Source organism: Peribacillus muralis, assembly GCF_001645685.2.
In the GTDB taxonomy this organism is placed as follows: Bacteria; Bacillota; Bacilli; order Bacillales; family DSM-1321; genus Peribacillus; species Peribacillus muralis_A.
In genome coordinates, this window is record NZ_CP017080.1 from 3938134 (window position 1) to 3954624 (window position 16491).

Sequence of the window (16491 nt, forward strand, 5' to 3'; positions counted from 1 at the left end):
ATAGAATCTTTGCACATACTCCTTTATATTAATAAGTGTCATTTGCTTCTTCTGTTATATTATTTATTTCAAGAAAATTAGCTTTAGTTTCAACACTTGATAAAACTATATTCGTAGCAGTTATTGCAAAAGTACTTATAGAATTAATAAATGTTTCAATCTTATACGTAGCTTAACTAAGTAACATGATTTCCCCATGATTCTATGACAATATTCAGCATAAATATAACTTTCGATAAATTTTTTAAACCTTTCGTATTCTCCATTTCTTAATGAAACTTCTACGAAGCATTCTATATCGCATCCTAATTTTTCATAATCTACTTTTACTGAATATTTTTGTATTATTCCTTCGCTCTCCATTCGCTTAACCCTTTCTGCAACTGAAGGAGCAAATAATTGAACTCTTTTTGCTAACTCCCTAATAGAGACTCTAGAATCTTCTAATAATACTTGTAAATTTTTTTGATCTACCATGTCTATCTTGTTTTTATATGAACACTACTAGGTAAGTTGTAAATATATTATATAGGAATTATATGGAATAGTACCAGAGTTGCTTAAAAAGCATTGAAAACAGGCAGGTAAGGACAGGGCTAAAGGTTATAATTTTATGCTTAGAAAAGACATAGAGAAAAATATTACCTTGATGTTAGAGTTAGGTTGGAATAGCGACAATACAAAAATGAAAGCAACTGGCTTTAATGTAACAACAGGAGAATATATTCCCCCGCAGGATTGAACTTGTTTTCCTAGTCACCTTAAACGGGTCCCTTAATTTAACAAGCAGCGCATAAAAAAGGTTCTTCGATAAGAAGACCCTTTCTTCACTCTTTCTACAACAAACTTTACGTACCTATATTTTAATACTCGTAATCATTATTAGAACAATTACAACAATCCATACACTTGAGACATATCTCATACTTATTTTTGGAATCATCGCAAACGAAATACCATGATTCATCCATATTTCTATATCATCATGAAGGGTTTGGGTTTTTGTATTCGCTCCTAGCGAATATGTTTTTTCGTTGCGAAGCAACCGCACACAAACGAAGTTTACATGCGGCGGACCCATTTCTTATCGACCGTGCCGACTTCGATGTGCACATCGGATTCCGGATATTCTTGTTCCGGTACGCCATCCCACCTTTGACGTGAATCCCGATGTGTTTCGCATCCGCGTATTTATTGATGTAACGGGACAGCGGGGAAATAACCCCCGCAGGATGTTTGTGACTTATTGGCAGAACAGCGTTTCGATGTCATTTGTCCGAATTGATTGGAACGAAAGCTAGTTTTTGATTATTCCAAGAGGAAGCTTATCGGCTATTGAGAATGTTTACGAATAAGTTTTCAGCAACGGGTACAGGTGCGATTGTGGCTTGGATGTGCAGTGAGGAAGAATGTGTCGATGGAATCGCTGGATTTTACGGTTCTCCTATCAGGAATTATAGCGAATTGGTGCCACAGTACCCTGTACTGCTATTCTTTGCCCTCCAACTATGATGCCGAATCAGCCGATAAGGCAAGTAGCATCATGAATGATTTTTTGCGGAGCATGAAGTGTTAACGTTTTGCATGAATCCAGTTGATCGAACCCGAATCACTGTGGGGATGACAGTCCGATTGCAATCGTTTGTATTCCATTTCCAATTCATGTAAGGGTAGCTTCAAAAGCTGCTCTTCACTCCTATAAAGATGATGGATCCTAAGTTTATAAATCAATTCCCATTGTCTTTCCTCCGTATCCCTCTTCATTTCACCAGCTCCTATTCTTTTTTTTGCTCGTTTCAGTGGATGGCCCAGTGCTCAATCATACAGGGGGGATGATCCCCAGTGTCCGCTTCGTGTTGTTTCGTTTTACTTAATTTCACATATTCCTCCTCTAAATCGGTCAAGGTCCATTCAAATAGATGGATGTCGTTCTTTTTATAAATCCCCTCGTTAATCAACTTATTGATTAGAAAGTTCCGTTTCGTTTCAACTGCTTTGCGTAATCTCATCCCCATAATAAAACCCTCCCTCATTATGAACACCACTGCGTACTCCTCTTGACCTTACATAAAAAAACCGGAGACATCTCTTTATATGAAAGAAAAAGTCTCCGGTTTTCCGGTCAATTAACCTATAATTCTTATTAGTTTACTTAGTATTATTGTCTCTTATGTTACAAACTCTCTGCTTCATAGTCAACAACTTTTTCTTTTTTTTCCAAATTTCATTCAGCCTTTTGCTTTGCTTCATAAAATGCCATTGTTACCTGGTTCAATAGGTCTTTGTCCGTAATCAATCGATACCCTGTAAGGGCAAGGGCCTTAGCACCAGTGAGAATCGCTTGCTCCCCTCTTGGGGATTTGGCGCAGTCGCGGAACTCATTCGTATGGGCAATTAGCTCATCCGGGCCAATTTTTATATACGGATGGGCTGTCGGGACAACATGGCTTACATTCCCTGCATCCGTTGAGCCAAAGCCGCTCTCTTTTCTAGGAGCCACCGCTTCACCTAAACCAGTCAGCTCCTCCTTCAGCACCTCATCCAGAACCGGATTAATGATGAAATCGAGCACTTCATTTTGGAACCGTTCAACTTTGACCGTGCTTCCTGTGGCAAGTGCTGCACCTTTTGCTATATCACGGATTTTTCCGGATACTTCCTGGCATAATTTCCAGGTTGTCGCCCTGATGTAGAACCTGGCGGAAGCATATTCAGGAATGATGTTAGGCGCTTCCCCGCCATTGGTGATGATTCCGTGAATCTTGACCTCGGCCGGAAGCTGCTGGCGCAATGCGTTAATGCCATTGAACAACTGGATTACCGCATCGAGTGCATTCACGCCTTGTTCCGGTGCAGCCGCAGCATGTGCCGCTTTTCCGTAAAAGTGAAAATCCAGAGGATCGACAGCCAAAAATGGACTTGTCACACCCGTTTTTCCGGCCGGATGGATAATGATCGCAGCATCGACCTCATCGAATAGGCCGTGCTTCACAAAGCTGCCTTTTGCACTTCCATTGGGACCTCCCTCTTCGGCAGGCGTTCCGAACACGATCACCTCGCCGCCTGTTTCCTCCAGCACCTGAGCGAGGGAAATTCCTGCCGCCGCACTCGTCGTACCAATGATATTATGGCCGCAGGCATGACCTAACCCCGGCAGTGCATCATATTCTGCCAAAAAGGCAATCGTGGGCCCTTGCTTGGAAGAGGTTTTTTTGGCAATGAATCCCGTTTCGTGACCAGCTATATCGCGAGTCACTTCAAAGCCTGCCTCTTGAAGCAACGTCGTCAACGTATCCGAAGCGAAGAACTCTTGATTGCCAATCTCCGGTTTGGCATGGATCGCCTGACTCGTTTCCACATATAAGTCGGAATGATCATCGATGTGATCGGCAATGATTTGCTGAGGCGACTTCACTAATTCAATTCCCATTTTGATAACTCCCCTTTTCTGTTGAATGAAAAGGCCGGATAGCTAACTATATTGCATCCGGCTTTCTCGATCTTTGCATCATTTTTCATTAGCTGGTTTTGTCCAGGAATTCTGGTAATTCAATAATTCATCGACCGTCACATATGCCGGAATCGAGCTTCCTTTATACGTTTTTTTAATGAACGCTTCCACTTCTTTAGAATGATATAGTTCGACTAATTTTTGCAGTTCAGGACGATCGGCATCTCCCTTTTTGACCGCAATGATATTGATATATGGCTTCGCCGTTTCACTTTCATGGAATAAAGAATCTTTTAAGTTAAGTCCCGCTTCAACGGCAAAGTTACTATTGATGGTGGAAGCATCGGCATCATCCAGCAGACGTGGCGTACTTCCGGCAGCAACAGGTTTGATTTTCAAGTTTTTCGGATTATCCTTGATGATATTCGCTGATCCCGACCCATTGAATTCATCCTTCAATGTAATCAAGCCCGCTTCCTGTAGAAGGAGTAAGCCGCGTCCCCAATTCGTCGCTTCATTCGGAACGGCAATAGTGGCACCATCTGGAATGTCTTTTATACTTTTATGTTTTTTCGAATAAAGGCCCATTGGCGCAATGACGGTCGACCCGATGGCTTCCAATTTCAAATTTTGGTCTTGAATGAATTCATCGAAATAGGCGACCGTTTGGAATGAGTTCGCATCGATTTCGCCCTCGCTCAAGGCAAGATTTGGTTGAATATAATCATTAAACGTGACCAGCTCGATGTTAAGGTTCTTCTTTTTGGCTAATTCGACAATGTACTCCCACGTTCGCGTATCCCCACTGCTGACACCGACTTTCACTGTTTTCACATCATCTGAACCGCCTGATGCCCCCTTCTCGTTTCCGCATGCTGCCGTGATAAGTGCAAATGTCAATACGATGATCGTTACTAAAATTTTCTTCATGTCTCCTACCTCCTGATATGTTTATCTTCTTCTGATTTTTCTGGAAACGAAGTTCCCGGTGGATTGCAGTAATTGAACGATGATCACGAGCACTGCTACCGTGACGACCATCGTCATCGTATCGAATCTTTGATAACCGTAAGCCAAAGCTAGATCCCCGACCCCGCCTGCACCGACCGCTCCTGCCATCGCCGTGGCACCAACAAGCCCGATCGTCGCTGTTGTAAATGTAAGGATCAGCGAACTGAGTCCCTCAGGAATCAAAAAGCGATAAATGATCTGCCATGTTGTCGCCCCCATTGCCTGGGCTGCCTCGATGATTCCTTTATCCACCTCCAACAGGGAGTTTTCCACAAGCCGGGCAATATAAGGCGCGGCGTAGAAAACAAGTGGAACAATTGCCGCATTCGAACCAATTCCCGTGCCTACGATCCATCTAGTGAACGGAATGATTGCAACAAGCAAGATGATGAATGGAACCGAACGCACAATATTTATGATTGGGTTCAATACATTGAAGATCCATTTATTATCCATGATGTGACCCTTCCTTGTTATGACGAGCAAGACGCCCAGCGGAAGTCCGATCAGTCCGGAAAAAATCAACGAGAGGGCTACCATATAAAGAGTGTCGCCGAAAGCAGTCGATAGCTGATCTGCCGTTATTTCCATTCCCCAAAGTGAATTACCCATTTACCTGCACCTCCTGGACGAGAATTCCCTCATCTTTAATATATTGATACGCCTCGGCTACCTCTTGTTTGTCACCTGTCACTTCGATGATCAAATTCCCAAACGGCGTTTCTTGAATTTCGGAAATATTGGCAGATAATACACTTAAGTGAACATCATATTTCTTCGAGATCGTCGAAAGCAGCGGGGTACCGGAAGTAGTCCCAATAAAATTAATTTTCCAAATAATCGGAACGTGTGTCCCTATCCTTTTTAGGAAACTTTGCGGAATCTCATCATGGATCACCGTTCTCACGAAGTTTTTGGCGATTTCGGTTTGGGGCTTGGCAAAAACCTCGAACACTGACCCTTGTTCAACGACGTATCCACCCTCCATCACCGCCACCTTATTGCAAATTTCCCTGATCACGGACATCTCATGGGTGATGAGCAAAATGGTGATATCGTATTCTTTATTGATTTTCTTCAACAGCTGCAGAACGGCACTCGTTGTTTGCGGGTCCAACGCAGATGTCGCTTCATCACATAAAAGGATCGATGGGTTGGTGGCCAATGCCCGCGCAATCCCGATTCGCTGCTTTTGACCGCCGGATAATTGTTCCGGATAGCTCTTTGCCTTACTGGATAAGCCGACGAACTCAAGCAGCTCGCCAACCCTGTCTTTGATTTCCCTACTCGGCGTGCCCGATAAAACGAGCGGCATCGCAATGTTATCAAAAACGGTCTTTGAGTTTAGTAAGTTGAAATGCTGAAAGATCATCCCTATTTTCTTCTTTTCTGCCCGCAATTCCTTCGGGTTCAATGAAGTGAGCTCCTTCCCGCCGACGATTACCCTACCTTCAGAAGGATGTTCCAGCAAATTGACCAACCTGATCAACGTACTTTTCCCAGCCCCGCTATAACCGACAACACCGAATATATCCCCCTTCTCAACGGTCAAATCAATTCCTTTCAATGCTTCGACGGTCTGCTTCTTTGTTTCGTAAACTTTTTTAACATGCTGAAACTCTATCATCCTGTCTCCTCCCACGTTGTTCATTTTTTCGATTTCATATCAGAGAAGAGCTTTGCCATGAATAAACAAAAGAGGCCTCCTCCGTCATCAGACAGAAGAGGCCTCTTTTAGAAATAAAAAAGAGTAAACTCTTAATTTAATTATCTAAGAAAAGCTCCTTCTTATCTTTCAAACTTTCGTCCGTTGGAATTAGCACAGTATTTTTACAAAAGTAAAAACCCGCTGCCGAGGTATCATAGGGCCAAGTCCCTCCACATCTCTTGATAAGAAATAACGTAATATTTAATTATGTCCTTCACTATAAACTCAAATTTCGTAGAAGTCAACCACCATTTCCAACATTCGAAATATTTTAATAGGATAGTTAATTTATCGTTTATTTACTATATCAAAATACTTATAGCAAGAATTTACTCATTCTCCATACAGGATACCTTTCGTTTTCCTCCCGTAGCTTCACCATTCCTGACTTCGAATATAAACGAAGCGCATCCTGATTATCTGGAGACACCCTTAACTGATATTCGGATACCCCGAATTTCCTGAAAAAGAATTCTGCATAGCTGACCAACTCCTTGCCAAGCCCTTTACCGCGGTATTCCGGAATAAGATAAAACAGATTCACATAGCCGATCTCAGCCCCGTCATACTGGCGAATTTGAAGCTCCATCTGTCCGATCGGCTTCCGATCCCGTTCGATGATCACCTGCCCATCCGGAAACTGGCACACCCTCTCCCGCATTCGCTGCAGATAGGCCTCTTCATCGCCAAAACCTTCTTCCGACCCAAAGCTTACCACATACGAATCCTTCCGGAATGCAACGATTGTTTCCTTATCTTTGTCGATATTAATGGTTCGAAAGATCATTCCATCTCCCTCTTTCGTTTTGTTGGGATAATTTCTTGATACGTTCATGCACACTTTGCTGTTAATAAGAGGGCAATTCGTTTTCGTCCCTTGATGAAAAAACATTTGCCAGCTGCCATTACGATATTGCCAGATTGAACTTCTTATCGTATGCTCGGCCATCACTTCATCAAAATTCAGAAACTTCGTTAACACGGTATCTTCGGATAAGGGATGCATGTCAAAATCGCTTAAGATCATTCTGACCCCATACAATCGCTTTTTGACTATATCCGGCCTGAACTGCCGAACTTAAAGAAGCCACCCTTCAATATCCGTGCAAGTGCTTCCACTGATTTACGAATCTCGGACGTTACTAAACTCTCCTCCAACTGCTGCAAATGTTCTTTTAAAGAGAAAGCTTCGTTATTCACTTCCTTCATCTCACCTTTTCCACCTGAACGCGTACGAGGCATGCGCTTGTAAAATCATGTATACTATATATTAACAGGATATTCCAGACGGAGGTGATTTAAATATTCAATGCTAGCAAAGATTTTTTATCTAGTATATTGCTCATCATTAGCTGGCTAGTCTTTGCAGTTAGTAGCATTTTTTTCATATTCTCGTTTTTAACCCTTTATGCCATACCCATTTTTCTGTTATTATTTCTTGCAGGCTTACTCTGTTTATCTCTTTCTAAGAAACTGGACTGGAGGCGGACTTCAAACTGAAGAGAAATTATCGAATTATTTATCTTTTTAGCCTACACCTGAATTATTCGACCTAAGCCCCTTTTATTCCGCCCCACTATCGATTAATTCGACCTAAACTCCATCTTTTCCGGCCTACAATCGATTAATTCGGCCTAAACTCCACTTTTTCCGGCCCACTATCGATTAATTCGACCTAAACTCCATTTTTTTCGGCCCACTAACACATCATTCGGCCTAAACCCTATTTATTCCGGCCCACTATCGAATTATTCGGCCTAAACCTATTTATTCCGGCCCACTAACACATAATTCGGCCTATACTCCATCTTTTTCGGCCCACTCTCGATTAATTCGGCCTAACCTCCATTTTTTCGGCCTACTCTCGAATTTTTCGACCTAAACTCCATTTTTTTCGGCCCACTAACACATCATTCGACCTAAGCACCATTTTTTTCGACCTACAATCGATTAATTCGACCTAAGCACCATTTTTTCCGACCTACTATCGATTAATTCGACCTAAGCACCATTTATTCCGGCCGATCCTCCTTTACGGCATTCGATCCATAAAAAAAAGAAGCTGCACATGCAGCTTCTTCATGTTGATATTTATCGAGATAGTGTGCCTTGCAGGCGGTTGGCTTCGGCAATGACTTTTTCTTCGTCGATGGTGAGGGAGACGCGGTCTTTGACGACCATTTTGCCATTGATGTAGACATCACATACGTCGTTTCCTCGTGCGGCATAGAGCAAGTGCGAATAGGCTTCGCTCAGCGGCTGCAGATGTTCTTTGTCGTGAGGGTAGATCGTGATGAAGTCCGCTTTTTTACCTGCTTCGAGTGAGCCGGTATGGCTCATGCCGATTGCTTCGGCGCCCATTCTGGTGGCCATGGCCAGTGCGGTTTGAGCAGGGAATTGGGTGGCGTCCTTGTACATGCCTTTTTGCAGCAAGGCCGCCGTCCTCATTTCCTCGAACATATCAAAGTTGTTGTTGGAGGCGACGCCGTCTGTTGCCACGCCCACTTTTATGCCTGCTTTCAAGAGGCTGACTACATCGGCAATCCCCGATCCGAGCTTTAGGTTACTGATTGGGTTGTGGGCAACACGGACATCATGCTGTTTCAAGATCGACCGTTCTTCTTCGTTAAGTACGACACCATGCGCCATTACGGTTGGTTGGTCGAACAGGCCTAAACGGCGAAGGTGCTCGACAGGACGGGCTCCGTACCGCGTTTCGATGTCGAGGATTTCAAAGTCCGTTTCCGATACGTGAATGTGCACCATCAGGTCATTTTCCTTAGCAATCCGGGCACTTTCCGAAATCGCTTCAGGCGTACAGGCATACGGACTATGCGGGGCGACCATCGTGGTCAGGCGGCCATCGGCAAAATTCTTATATGCTTTGGAGAATTGTTCAGCTCCAGTGAGGTTCGCTTTTTGGTCTGCTTCGCTGCCCAAGCTGAAAATCGTGTAGGAGAAGGCTCCGCGCATGCCTGTTTCGCCTATCGTTTCCATGACTGCACCTGCATCTATACCGTTAGGATTGAACATATCAGAAAATGTCGTCGTTCCTGATTTCATCATTTCCAAGATGCCTAGCTGCGTGCTTACAGAGGCGATTTCGGTTGTGAACTGAGCCTCGATCGGCCAGATTTTCGTTTCTAGCCATGGCTTCAGCAGCATATCATCGCCGATTCCGCGCAACAGTGTCATCACGATGTGTGAATGAACATTCACAAGACCTGGCATCACCCATTTCCCGCCAAGGTCGACCACTTGATCTGCATCCTTCATTTGCTCTTTTGAATGCGGACCGATAGAGGAGATGGTCTGGTCCTGTACGACCATCATGCCATTTTCAAAGATTCGATTTTCCTTATCCATCGTAAAAAAAGTAGCATTCGTATATATCGTTTTCATTCGTATCTCCTCCAAAGTCGTATCATTGCTCAATATGTGTCTATTCCGCATTCTAAACTAGCAGCAGACCTGTAATCAAGTAATTCCATATTATCAGGGGTGATTTCCTTTTGCCTTAGGAACTTAATTCCATTCAATCAGCTGCTTAAAAAAATCTTACCTCCAGTGCTGACGGGAGTTTCAGCGACAGTTATGGCCTCCTGCACATCCCGAAGATCATAGTGGGAACGAGGCAGCATGAGCTTCAAGCTTTTATCATCAATGAAACCCATCAAGAGGTTAAACGTTTCCTGCCAAGTCCGGACGGATACCTGTTTATTCCAATGCCGTAGATGGAACATATTCACTTGAACCTTTGTTTGTTGTGATATTTTCGCCCAATTGACGGATTGACCTGATAAAAGGCCGATCGTCAGCAGAATGCCATTAGGCTGAACACAAGAAGCCAGCTCCGAGCCAGCAATGCCACCCACTGAATCGATCGCCGCCTTCGCTCCGAACCCTTTCGTCACTTCCATCACGGCCTCGATCATGGAGATACTGGACGTATCGATCACATGATCAGCACCGAGCTTCAGCAGTTCATCGGTGTACCTATCGTTTCTTGTTACCGCAATCAGCTTGAAGCCAAGGATGTTCGATAGCTGGGTGAAGATGCGGCCAATCGAAGATCCGCAGGCATTCACGACCAATGCATCATCCGGCTTCAACGCCAACACCTCTGTGCAAATTAACCAGGCCGTCAACGGATTTATGTATAATTGAGCCGCTACATGATTCTCGATGGAATCGGGAATCACGATGGCTAGATCCGCAGATGCTCTTACATATTCCTGCCACGTCCCCTCGCCGCGCAGAGGCAGGACACGTTTGCCGATGAAGTTTTTTGAAACAGAAGGGCCCACTTCTTCCACAATGCCGACGCCTTCATAACCTGGAATCGCAGGCAAGGGGATTCGGTGGGAATATGCGCCTCTGATTGGCAGCAGGTCAGACGGATTAATCGGACGTGTGGTCATCCGAACGAGGACTTCTCCTTCCAGAGGAGGTTGGACCTTTTTGCGTTCCACTTTCAACACGCTTTGTGGACTTCCGAATTCATGGAATGTAATGCAATTGGCTTCCAAAATCATCGTCTCCTTTAAATGAACTTATATCTGGATTCATCATATCATTTCCCTGACGCTTCACATGCATAAAAAGAGCAAACCCATTAAGGGGTTTGCCCTTTCTCCAACGATGTATGCGTTATCATTTTCTTTCCATCATCATTTCCTCAAAAGGATAGACTTCATCGGCGGCAGGTTTTACTGTTCCTCTAATCAGAATCGTGGACACGATCGACAAGATGCCAATGATAAGGAAGCCGGTCGTCCTAGAAAACATTTCAATCAAGATCCCGATAAGAACAGGGCCCAAAAACATCCCCCCGGAATAGAGGCTTTGGAACAAGCCCAGTCTCGTGGATTGCTTGATTTCCGGTATGTTTTCGACGGCCCAGGAGGTGACGACCGTAAAGATCAAGCCGTATCCAAAGCCTTGAAATGCTTGCAGGAGGAAAAGCATGGACAGGCTTTGGGCATAGGGAATCGCGATAACGATCACCCCTTGTAACGCCGCACCTATGAACGCCGTTTTCACCAACCCGATCTTTTTGTAAAAAAAGCCTCCGCATAATGCTGCCGCTACCCCATATATGACCAGATGCGTGTTTGCCAGCATGCCGATCATCAAGGGATTGGCCCCCAGGTCCGTTGCAACAAGAGGAGTGAACGTATCCCTCGTTGCAATGGTCACCATCAAGGCAACCGTTGCCAAGGCGGAAATGATCCAGATTTTTTTATCGGTGACTTGCTCCACCAGTATTTTCTTGTCGTATTTCACTTTGATATCCTTTACGCTCAAATCCTTCGTGAAGCAGGTTAATATCAACGCAAGGATCGCTGCGGCAACAGCTACCAGGAAACTATAACGATAGCCATAACTGTTGGCCACCAACGCACCGGTCGTCGTACCGAGGATCGAGCCAATCGGCGATGCGACGCTCAATATGGCGACAGCCTTCGCAGCTTCCTTCACCCCATAATAGGAAGCGAACATGACGTTATAAATGACCCACGTCGAACCTGTCAGTCCGTCTGAAATCTTCCCGAGATACAAGGTCGTTGCATTCGGAATGAAAAAGGCTAACGTCCATAGGACGATCGTGACCAGCAGCCCCACCTGGATGAACAATCTCCGTTTATGCATCATGTCTGAAAGCACACCCAATGGAAGTCTGGTCAATAATGCGACAATTCCCGAAATCCCGATGATGCTGCCGATTACTACGGAGTCGAACCCAAGTTCTTTAGCGTAAGAGGAGATAAATGGGTCAAAGGCCGTAATGGTGACAAAGAACAATAAGCTAATGATAAAGAATAAAATCGTTTCTTTTCGATTGTTCAATTTATTGGTGCGGTTCATATATTCCACCCTCTCATTCCCCTTTCATCCCTATGGTCAGAAAAAGGCTATGTCATTAATGTTTACACATATTCCCCATATACTTTCCAAAGGCGAAAACAGCTCATTTTAACCGCGTTCTCATTGGACTCGTCTCTCCCATTCTTTTATCCGTCCAGTTTTTTCTGGATGAACTGGCTCAACGAATGCTTCTTTGTTTAATTCAATTGAAGGTGCCGCTCAGAGTAAAAGCTTGTCAAGGCATATTGCTCATACGCATATCCAGCACGAAATAAGAGATCTTCTCTATCGTGATTAGCGACTAACTGTAATCCGAGGGGGATTCCCGTTCCTGTTAGACCAGCAGGCATCGAGAGCACGGGGTGCCCAGTGATGTTAAATGGACTCGTGTACCGAATCATACAATCCCCGATAGATTCGATTGCCCCATTGATCGTCACTCCTTCTGCCTGTACGTCAGGTGTCACTATAGGCATCGCAGGGGTCATCATCACATCGATATCCGTAAAGATTCCCGAAAATCTGCGAGTCCATTCTGCCCTTGTTTGCATAGCAGTTAAATAGTCAAAGGCAGAAATAAGCCGACTTTTTTCGAATGTTTTTTGTGCACCTTCACTGTAAAGGTGGAATGCAGTCTGGATTCGTTCTTTGTGAACAACCCCCACTTCAGACGTCCCAAATGTCGTTGCAATTCTTACTACATCCGTTAAAAAAGAGGTATCTATTTCTACTACGACAGCTCCTAGCTCGGTCATATGCCGAATTGCCTTTTCGTACATGCTCCTGACTTCATGCTCCATAGTTTCATTGAAATAATGTGTCGGGAGACCGATCCTCAATCCTGCCAGTCCATTCAGGCATGCCTTTGTGAAAGGGATGTTCGTTAGGGCTTGCATGATTATCGCTGTATCCTCAACGTTTCCTGAAATAGGTCCTGCGTGGTCCAAGGTCCACGATAGCGGGGTCATTCCCTTCATGCCAACCAAATCATATGTAGGTTTTATGCCTACAACGCCACAGCAAGCTGCTGGCACACGAATGGAACCTGCAGTATCGGTACCGATTGAACCTAAGCAAAGATTGGCTGCTACAGCTGCTGCTGAACCTCCACTTGATCCGCCTGCAGTCTTATCCTTATTCCACGGATTTATGACATCACCGAAAAAAGGATTTTGGGAGGTGATGCCAAATGCATATTCATACATATTCGTTTTACCAAGTGAAATACTGCCCTCTTGTTCAAGCTTTGTAACGACTTCAGCATCTTCAGCGGGGATTCGCTTCTCATCGATTATTGAGCCGCTGGTTGTTAAGATACCTTTTGTATCAATGGAATCTTTATAAGAAATAGGGACGCCTAACAAGCCACTCGCTTCTCCTGCGCTCAGCTTCACTTCCGCCTTTTTCGCCTGATCTAAAGCCTTTTCTTCCGTTATTGTGATGTAGGCATGTATCTTTGGGTTTAATTCTCTTATTCTATTTAAATACCATTTTGTGATTTCCGTCGGGGAGAACTGTTTCTTTTTATATCCTTCCATCAGTTCTTTTATCGTTACGATCAATGTGCACCACCCCTTCCATTTGCATTAACCGACTTGATCGATTTCGGAGACTGAGCTCTGGTTTCCAATCGTTTTCGTTTTTATGAAAAGCTTTATTATTATTCCTGAAAACGCTGACAGGATTCCTATTATGATAAAACTGAAACTTCTTGAGAAAGCCTCTGTCAATATCCCCATCAAAACGGGACCAAAAAACATTCCAAACGAAAACACGCTTTGGAAAAAGCCCATTCTTGTAGATTGCTTATGTTCGGGAATATTCATAATGCTTAAAGACATCAATACCGTAAAATTCAATGCAAAAGCGATACCGGAAAACGCCTGCAAACCAAAGAGCAAAAGCAGATTTGGAGTAAATGGTGTCAGTATGGCAACGACGCATTGTAATGCCGCCCCTAGAACAGCCGTGTTCACTAACCCTAATTTTTTATAAAAAAAGCCTCCGCATAATGCGGCAGCAATTCCTCCTGCAATTAAAAATGTATTGGATAGCCAGCTTAGCGCAATCGCATCAGCACCTAAATCTCTTGCGACAAGGGGTGTAAAGGTGACTCTCATCCCAAAAGAAGCCATGAGGGCTATGATCGCCAGCAGAGATAAAAGCCATAAGTTTTTATCGGTCATCTGTTCCTTGACGATTTGCTTTATATCCTGTTTCTTCTTTTTCACTAACACCTTTTTCTCTTCTAAAAAGAACGTTAAAACAAAGGCGATGGCAGCAGCAATGACGGCAACTAGAAAGGAATAGGAATATCCGTAACTATTGGCTACAATTCCCCCTATCACCGAGCCTGCTAAAGCTCCAATGTAATCTGCCAAAGTTAAGAAAGCCACAGCTTTTGCGGAATTATGAACGCCGAAATAAGAAGCGAACATCACAGTATAAAGAACCCATGTAGCTCCCGTTACACCATCCAAGAATTTCGCGAGATATAAAGTGGCAGCGTTGGGTTCGATAAAAGCGATCAACCAACCAATGATTGTAATTAACAGCCCAATTTGAATTATCAGCCTTCTTTTGTTCAATATATCCGAGAATATCCCAAGCGGGAAACGGAAGAACATGGATGCAAGCCCCGTCACTCCCATTACGCTGCCTATCACTGCGGGTGCGATCCCTAAATCTTTGGCATACGATGAAATGAATGGATCGAAGGCGGAAATACTAATAAAGAAGAGTACCGTTATGATAAAAAATAAAATAATATTCGATTGGAAATGGACTTTGTTCATTAGGTCACCTCATTGATATTTTTCCCTTGTATTTACCACAAAGTAAACGAGCAGCTGAACTGACTCGTAATTTCTTGATGCCAGATGACTTTTATCGAATACGTTAAAGTTAAGCCCTATCCCATAATCACAACTACCACAAAAAACATGTTCATTCTTGAAGGTATAATCTGACATTCAAAACGCAGACACGTTTTTTGTAAACAAGGATTAATCTTCGTCATTATGTCGGGTACCCTATAATGGAATCCGGCGAAAATTTCATCGCCAAAGATCGGTAAACAAAAGACAGTATCCCATGCACGTGTTTGCTTAACACTTGCAAGTCTAAGGTTATAGACAAGCTCGATTAAAACCGAGCTTGCCTATGATCCTTTTCATATTATTTTAGCCGGACCGTTGCCGATAGCTTATGCCCTTCCAATCCTTCGATTTGTGATTGGTCTTCCGCATGGGAGGCCAGGAATTGAATGCCTTGTCCTGTGATTTCCTGATGTGTCATGACCTTCACATAGCTTCCTGCCCATAATCCGCCCGTATACCTTGCTGCCTTTTGCGTCGGCAAGGTATGGTTCGTCCCCGAAACTTTGTCCGAGAAGACGACGGAGCTGCCTTCATCGAGGAACAATGATCCATAATTATATAACCTGTCCATCAAATCCCGGCTATTTTCGATATGCAGATGTAAATGCTCGATGGCATAGTCATTGCAAATATCCAGACCTTCCTGCAGGGTATCCGCAAAAATGATTTCGCCTCTTTTTTCCCATGATTCATGGGCAGGAGATGAAGGTGAAAAGGATTTCAAGATTCGTGCGACTTCGGTTTCCGTTTCCTTGCCAACTGCCCGGGAAGTCGTAACAAGAATCGCCCGCGCATACGGATCGTGTTCTGCCTGGGCAAGCAGATCTGCCGCGATTTTCGTAGGCGATGCGGAATCGTCGGCAAAAACCATGACCTCACTCGGTCCTGCAATCAAATCAATGCCGACCTTGCCGAACACTTGGCGCTTCGCTTCAGCCACAAAGCGGTTTCCTGGACCTGCGATGATATCCACTTCGGGAATCGATTCCGTTCCATACGCCATCGCAGCGATTGCCTGGGCACCGCCAATGGCAAAAATGTCTGTCGCACCGGAACGAATCAATCCATATAAAACAGCTGGATGGATGCCGCCTTCATAATTGGCCGGGCTAGCTGCAACGATCCTCTTCGCTCCGGCTACCTTGGCCGGGGCAACGACCATGGGTCCTGATGACAATAAAGGGAATCTCCCTCCTGGTACGTAGGCGCCTACCTTTTCGATCGGGACGATTCTATGCCCCATTTTAATTCCTTCGCCAAAATCCTTTTCGAATGGCGTGAGACAGCTCAGCTGCGCTTGGGCAAACTCACAAACCCTATCCACGACTCGGTCGATCAGTACTTTCACCTCATCCGGCAGCGTCCTTATGCAGCGCTCCTTCTCTTCTTCACTTACCCGGACCGGACGATCGGATTGGCCGAATTTCCTTTCGTATTCCTGTACGGCCGCATCGCCACCCGCTTTTACATGCTCAATTATGGACTTTACCGTTTGTTCCACATCATTTGAAGATGTCTGTTCAAGCACTTCCGCTTTCTTCATATACTCCATCTCGTTTTCCTCCTAATCGTGT

At 44.4% G+C, this 16491-nt stretch carries 16 protein-coding genes, 1 pseudogene and 1 riboswitch; of the genes and pseudogenes, 2 read left to right on the forward strand and 15 right to left on the reverse strand.

Features of this window, described 5'->3' with window-relative positions:
• Nucleotides 1-28: 28 nt before the first annotated feature.
• Nucleotides 29-477: pseudogene (locus tag ABE28_RS24665) on the reverse strand (Lrp/AsnC family transcriptional regulator).
• Between the two features lie 136 nt (nt 478-613).
• Between ABE28_RS24665 and ABE28_RS25850 the strand changes: the two are divergent.
• Together ABE28_RS25850 and ABE28_RS25230 are read left to right on the forward strand one after the other, a co-directional pair.
• Nucleotides 614-742: a hypothetical protein gene (locus ABE28_RS25850; protein ID WP_257390633.1), complete on the forward strand. Its 129-nt coding sequence runs from the start codon at nt 614-616 to the stop codon at nt 740-742.
• A gap of 593 nt (nt 743-1335) precedes the next feature.
• A complete protein-coding gene (locus tag ABE28_RS25230; protein ID WP_156775835.1) occupies nt 1336-1512 on the forward strand; it encodes a hypothetical protein in 177 nt (58 codons plus the stop codon).
• 60 nt (nt 1513-1572) lie between these two features.
• On the opposite strand, the gene ABE28_RS19145 is transcribed toward ABE28_RS25230, so the two are convergent.
• From ABE28_RS19145 to hisD, 14 genes are all read right to left on the reverse strand, one after another.
• Entirely contained in the window at nt 1573-1764 is a 192-nt protein-coding gene (locus tag ABE28_RS19145) for a hypothetical protein (protein WP_064465472.1), read from the reverse strand.
• Nucleotides 1765-1796: 32 nt separating this feature from the next.
• The gene (locus tag ABE28_RS19150; protein ID WP_083232149.1) at nt 1797-2015 is read right to left on the reverse strand and encodes a Fur-regulated basic protein FbpA; all 219 of its coding nucleotides are present in this window, start codon (nt 2013-2015) and stop codon (nt 1797-1799) included.
• Between the two features lie 209 nt (nt 2016-2224).
• Nucleotides 2225-3430: a M20 family metallopeptidase gene (locus tag ABE28_RS19155; protein ID WP_064465473.1), complete on the reverse strand. Its 1206-nt coding sequence runs from the start codon at nt 3428-3430 to the stop codon at nt 2225-2227.
• A gap of 78 nt (nt 3431-3508) precedes the next feature.
• Nucleotides 3509-4381: a MetQ/NlpA family ABC transporter substrate-binding protein gene (locus ABE28_RS19160; RefSeq protein ID WP_064465474.1), complete on the reverse strand. Its 873-nt coding sequence runs from the start codon at nt 4379-4381 to the stop codon at nt 3509-3511.
• A gap of 21 nt (nt 4382-4402) precedes the next feature.
• A complete protein-coding gene (locus tag ABE28_RS19165) occupies nt 4403-5053 on the reverse strand; it encodes a methionine ABC transporter permease (RefSeq protein WP_064465589.1) in 651 nt (216 codons plus the stop codon).
• 13 nt (nt 5054-5066) lie between these two features.
• Nucleotides 5067-6089: a methionine ABC transporter ATP-binding protein gene (locus tag ABE28_RS19170; RefSeq protein WP_064465475.1), complete on the reverse strand. Its 1023-nt coding sequence runs from the start codon at nt 6087-6089 to the stop codon at nt 5067-5069.
• A gap of 158 nt (nt 6090-6247) precedes the next feature.
• A riboswitch (SAM riboswitch) is annotated at nt 6248-6359 on the reverse strand.
• 127 nt (nt 6360-6486) lie between these two features.
• Complete coding sequence (locus tag ABE28_RS19175) at nt 6487-7197, reverse strand: GNAT family N-acetyltransferase (protein WP_257390634.1); 711 nt, start codon at nt 7195-7197, stop codon at nt 6487-6489.
• Between the two features lie 26 nt (nt 7198-7223).
• The gene (locus ABE28_RS25855; protein ID WP_257390635.1) at nt 7224-7379 is read right to left on the reverse strand and encodes a hypothetical protein; all 156 of its coding nucleotides are present in this window, start codon (nt 7377-7379) and stop codon (nt 7224-7226) included.
• 882 nt (nt 7380-8261) lie between these two features.
• Nucleotides 8262-9572, reverse strand: coding sequence for an amidohydrolase family protein (locus ABE28_RS19180; protein WP_064465476.1), 1311 nt, complete (start codon nt 9570-9572; stop codon nt 8262-8264).
• A 137-nt stretch (nt 9573-9709) separates the two neighbouring features.
• The gene (locus ABE28_RS19185; RefSeq protein ID WP_064465477.1) at nt 9710-10699 is read right to left on the reverse strand and encodes a zinc-dependent alcohol dehydrogenase family protein; all 990 of its coding nucleotides are present in this window, start codon (nt 10697-10699) and stop codon (nt 9710-9712) included.
• A gap of 124 nt (nt 10700-10823) precedes the next feature.
• Entirely contained in the window at nt 10824-12038 is a 1215-nt protein-coding gene (locus tag ABE28_RS19190; protein WP_083232268.1) for an MFS transporter, read from the reverse strand.
• A 197-nt stretch (nt 12039-12235) separates the two neighbouring features.
• Nucleotides 12236-13600 carry an amidase gene (locus ABE28_RS19195; protein WP_083232150.1) on the reverse strand — a complete coding sequence of 455 codons (1365 nt, stop codon included), beginning with the start codon at nt 13598-13600 and terminating at the stop codon, nt 12236-12238.
• A gap of 24 nt (nt 13601-13624) precedes the next feature.
• On the reverse strand, nt 13625-14833 hold the full coding sequence (locus ABE28_RS19200; RefSeq protein WP_064465479.1) for an MFS transporter: 1209 nt from the start codon (nt 14831-14833) through the stop codon (nt 13625-13627).
• Nucleotides 14834-15215: 382 nt separating this feature from the next.
• Entirely contained in the window at nt 15216-16469 is a 1254-nt protein-coding gene (hisD, locus tag ABE28_RS19205) for a histidinol dehydrogenase (RefSeq protein ID WP_064465480.1), read from the reverse strand.
• Nucleotides 16470-16491: the final 22 nt, after the last annotated feature.

What these genes read in the sequence shown, in the direction of transcription:
- hisD (WP_064465480.1), bottom strand. Translation starts at nt 16,469, where the DNA reads ATGGAGTATATGAAGAAAGCGGAAGTGCTTGAACAGACATCTTCAAAT.
- ABE28_RS19180 (WP_064465476.1), bottom strand. Translation starts at nt 9,572, where the DNA reads ATGAAAACGATATATACGAATGCTACTTTTTTTACGATGGATAAGGAA.
- ABE28_RS19170 (WP_064465475.1), bottom strand. Translation starts at nt 6,089, where the DNA reads ATGATAGAGTTTCAGCATGTTAAAAAAGTTTACGAAACAAAGAAGCAG.
- ABE28_RS19175 (WP_257390634.1), bottom strand. Translation starts at nt 7,197, where the DNA reads ATGATCTTAAGCGATTTTGACATGCATCCCTTATCCGAAGATACCGTG.
- ABE28_RS19200 (WP_064465479.1), bottom strand. Translation starts at nt 14,833, where the DNA reads ATGAACAAAGTCCATTTCCAATCGAATATTATTTTATTTTTTATCATA.
- ABE28_RS19165 (WP_064465589.1), bottom strand. Translation starts at nt 5,053, where the DNA reads ATGGAAATAACGGCAGATCAGCTATCGACTGCTTTCGGCGACACTCTT.
- ABE28_RS25855 (WP_257390635.1), bottom strand. Translation starts at nt 7,379, where the DNA reads ATGAAGGAAGTGAATAACGAAGCTTTCTCTTTAAAAGAACATTTGCAG.
- ABE28_RS19155 (WP_064465473.1), bottom strand. Translation starts at nt 3,430, where the DNA reads ATGGGAATTGAATTAGTGAAGTCGCCTCAGCAAATCATTGCCGATCAC.
- ABE28_RS25850 (WP_257390633.1), top strand. Translation starts at nt 614, where the DNA reads ATGCTTAGAAAAGACATAGAGAAAAATATTACCTTGATGTTAGAGTTA.
- ABE28_RS19190 (WP_083232268.1), bottom strand. Translation starts at nt 12,038, where the DNA reads ATGAACCGCACCAATAAATTGAACAATCGAAAAGAAACGATTTTATTC.
- ABE28_RS19160 (WP_064465474.1), bottom strand. Translation starts at nt 4,381, where the DNA reads ATGAAGAAAATTTTAGTAACGATCATCGTATTGACATTTGCACTTATC.
- ABE28_RS19145 (WP_064465472.1), bottom strand. Translation starts at nt 1,764, where the DNA reads ATGAAGAGGGATACGGAGGAAAGACAATGGGAATTGATTTATAAACTT.
- ABE28_RS19150 (WP_083232149.1), bottom strand. Translation starts at nt 2,015, where the DNA reads ATGGGGATGAGATTACGCAAAGCAGTTGAAACGAAACGGAACTTTCTA.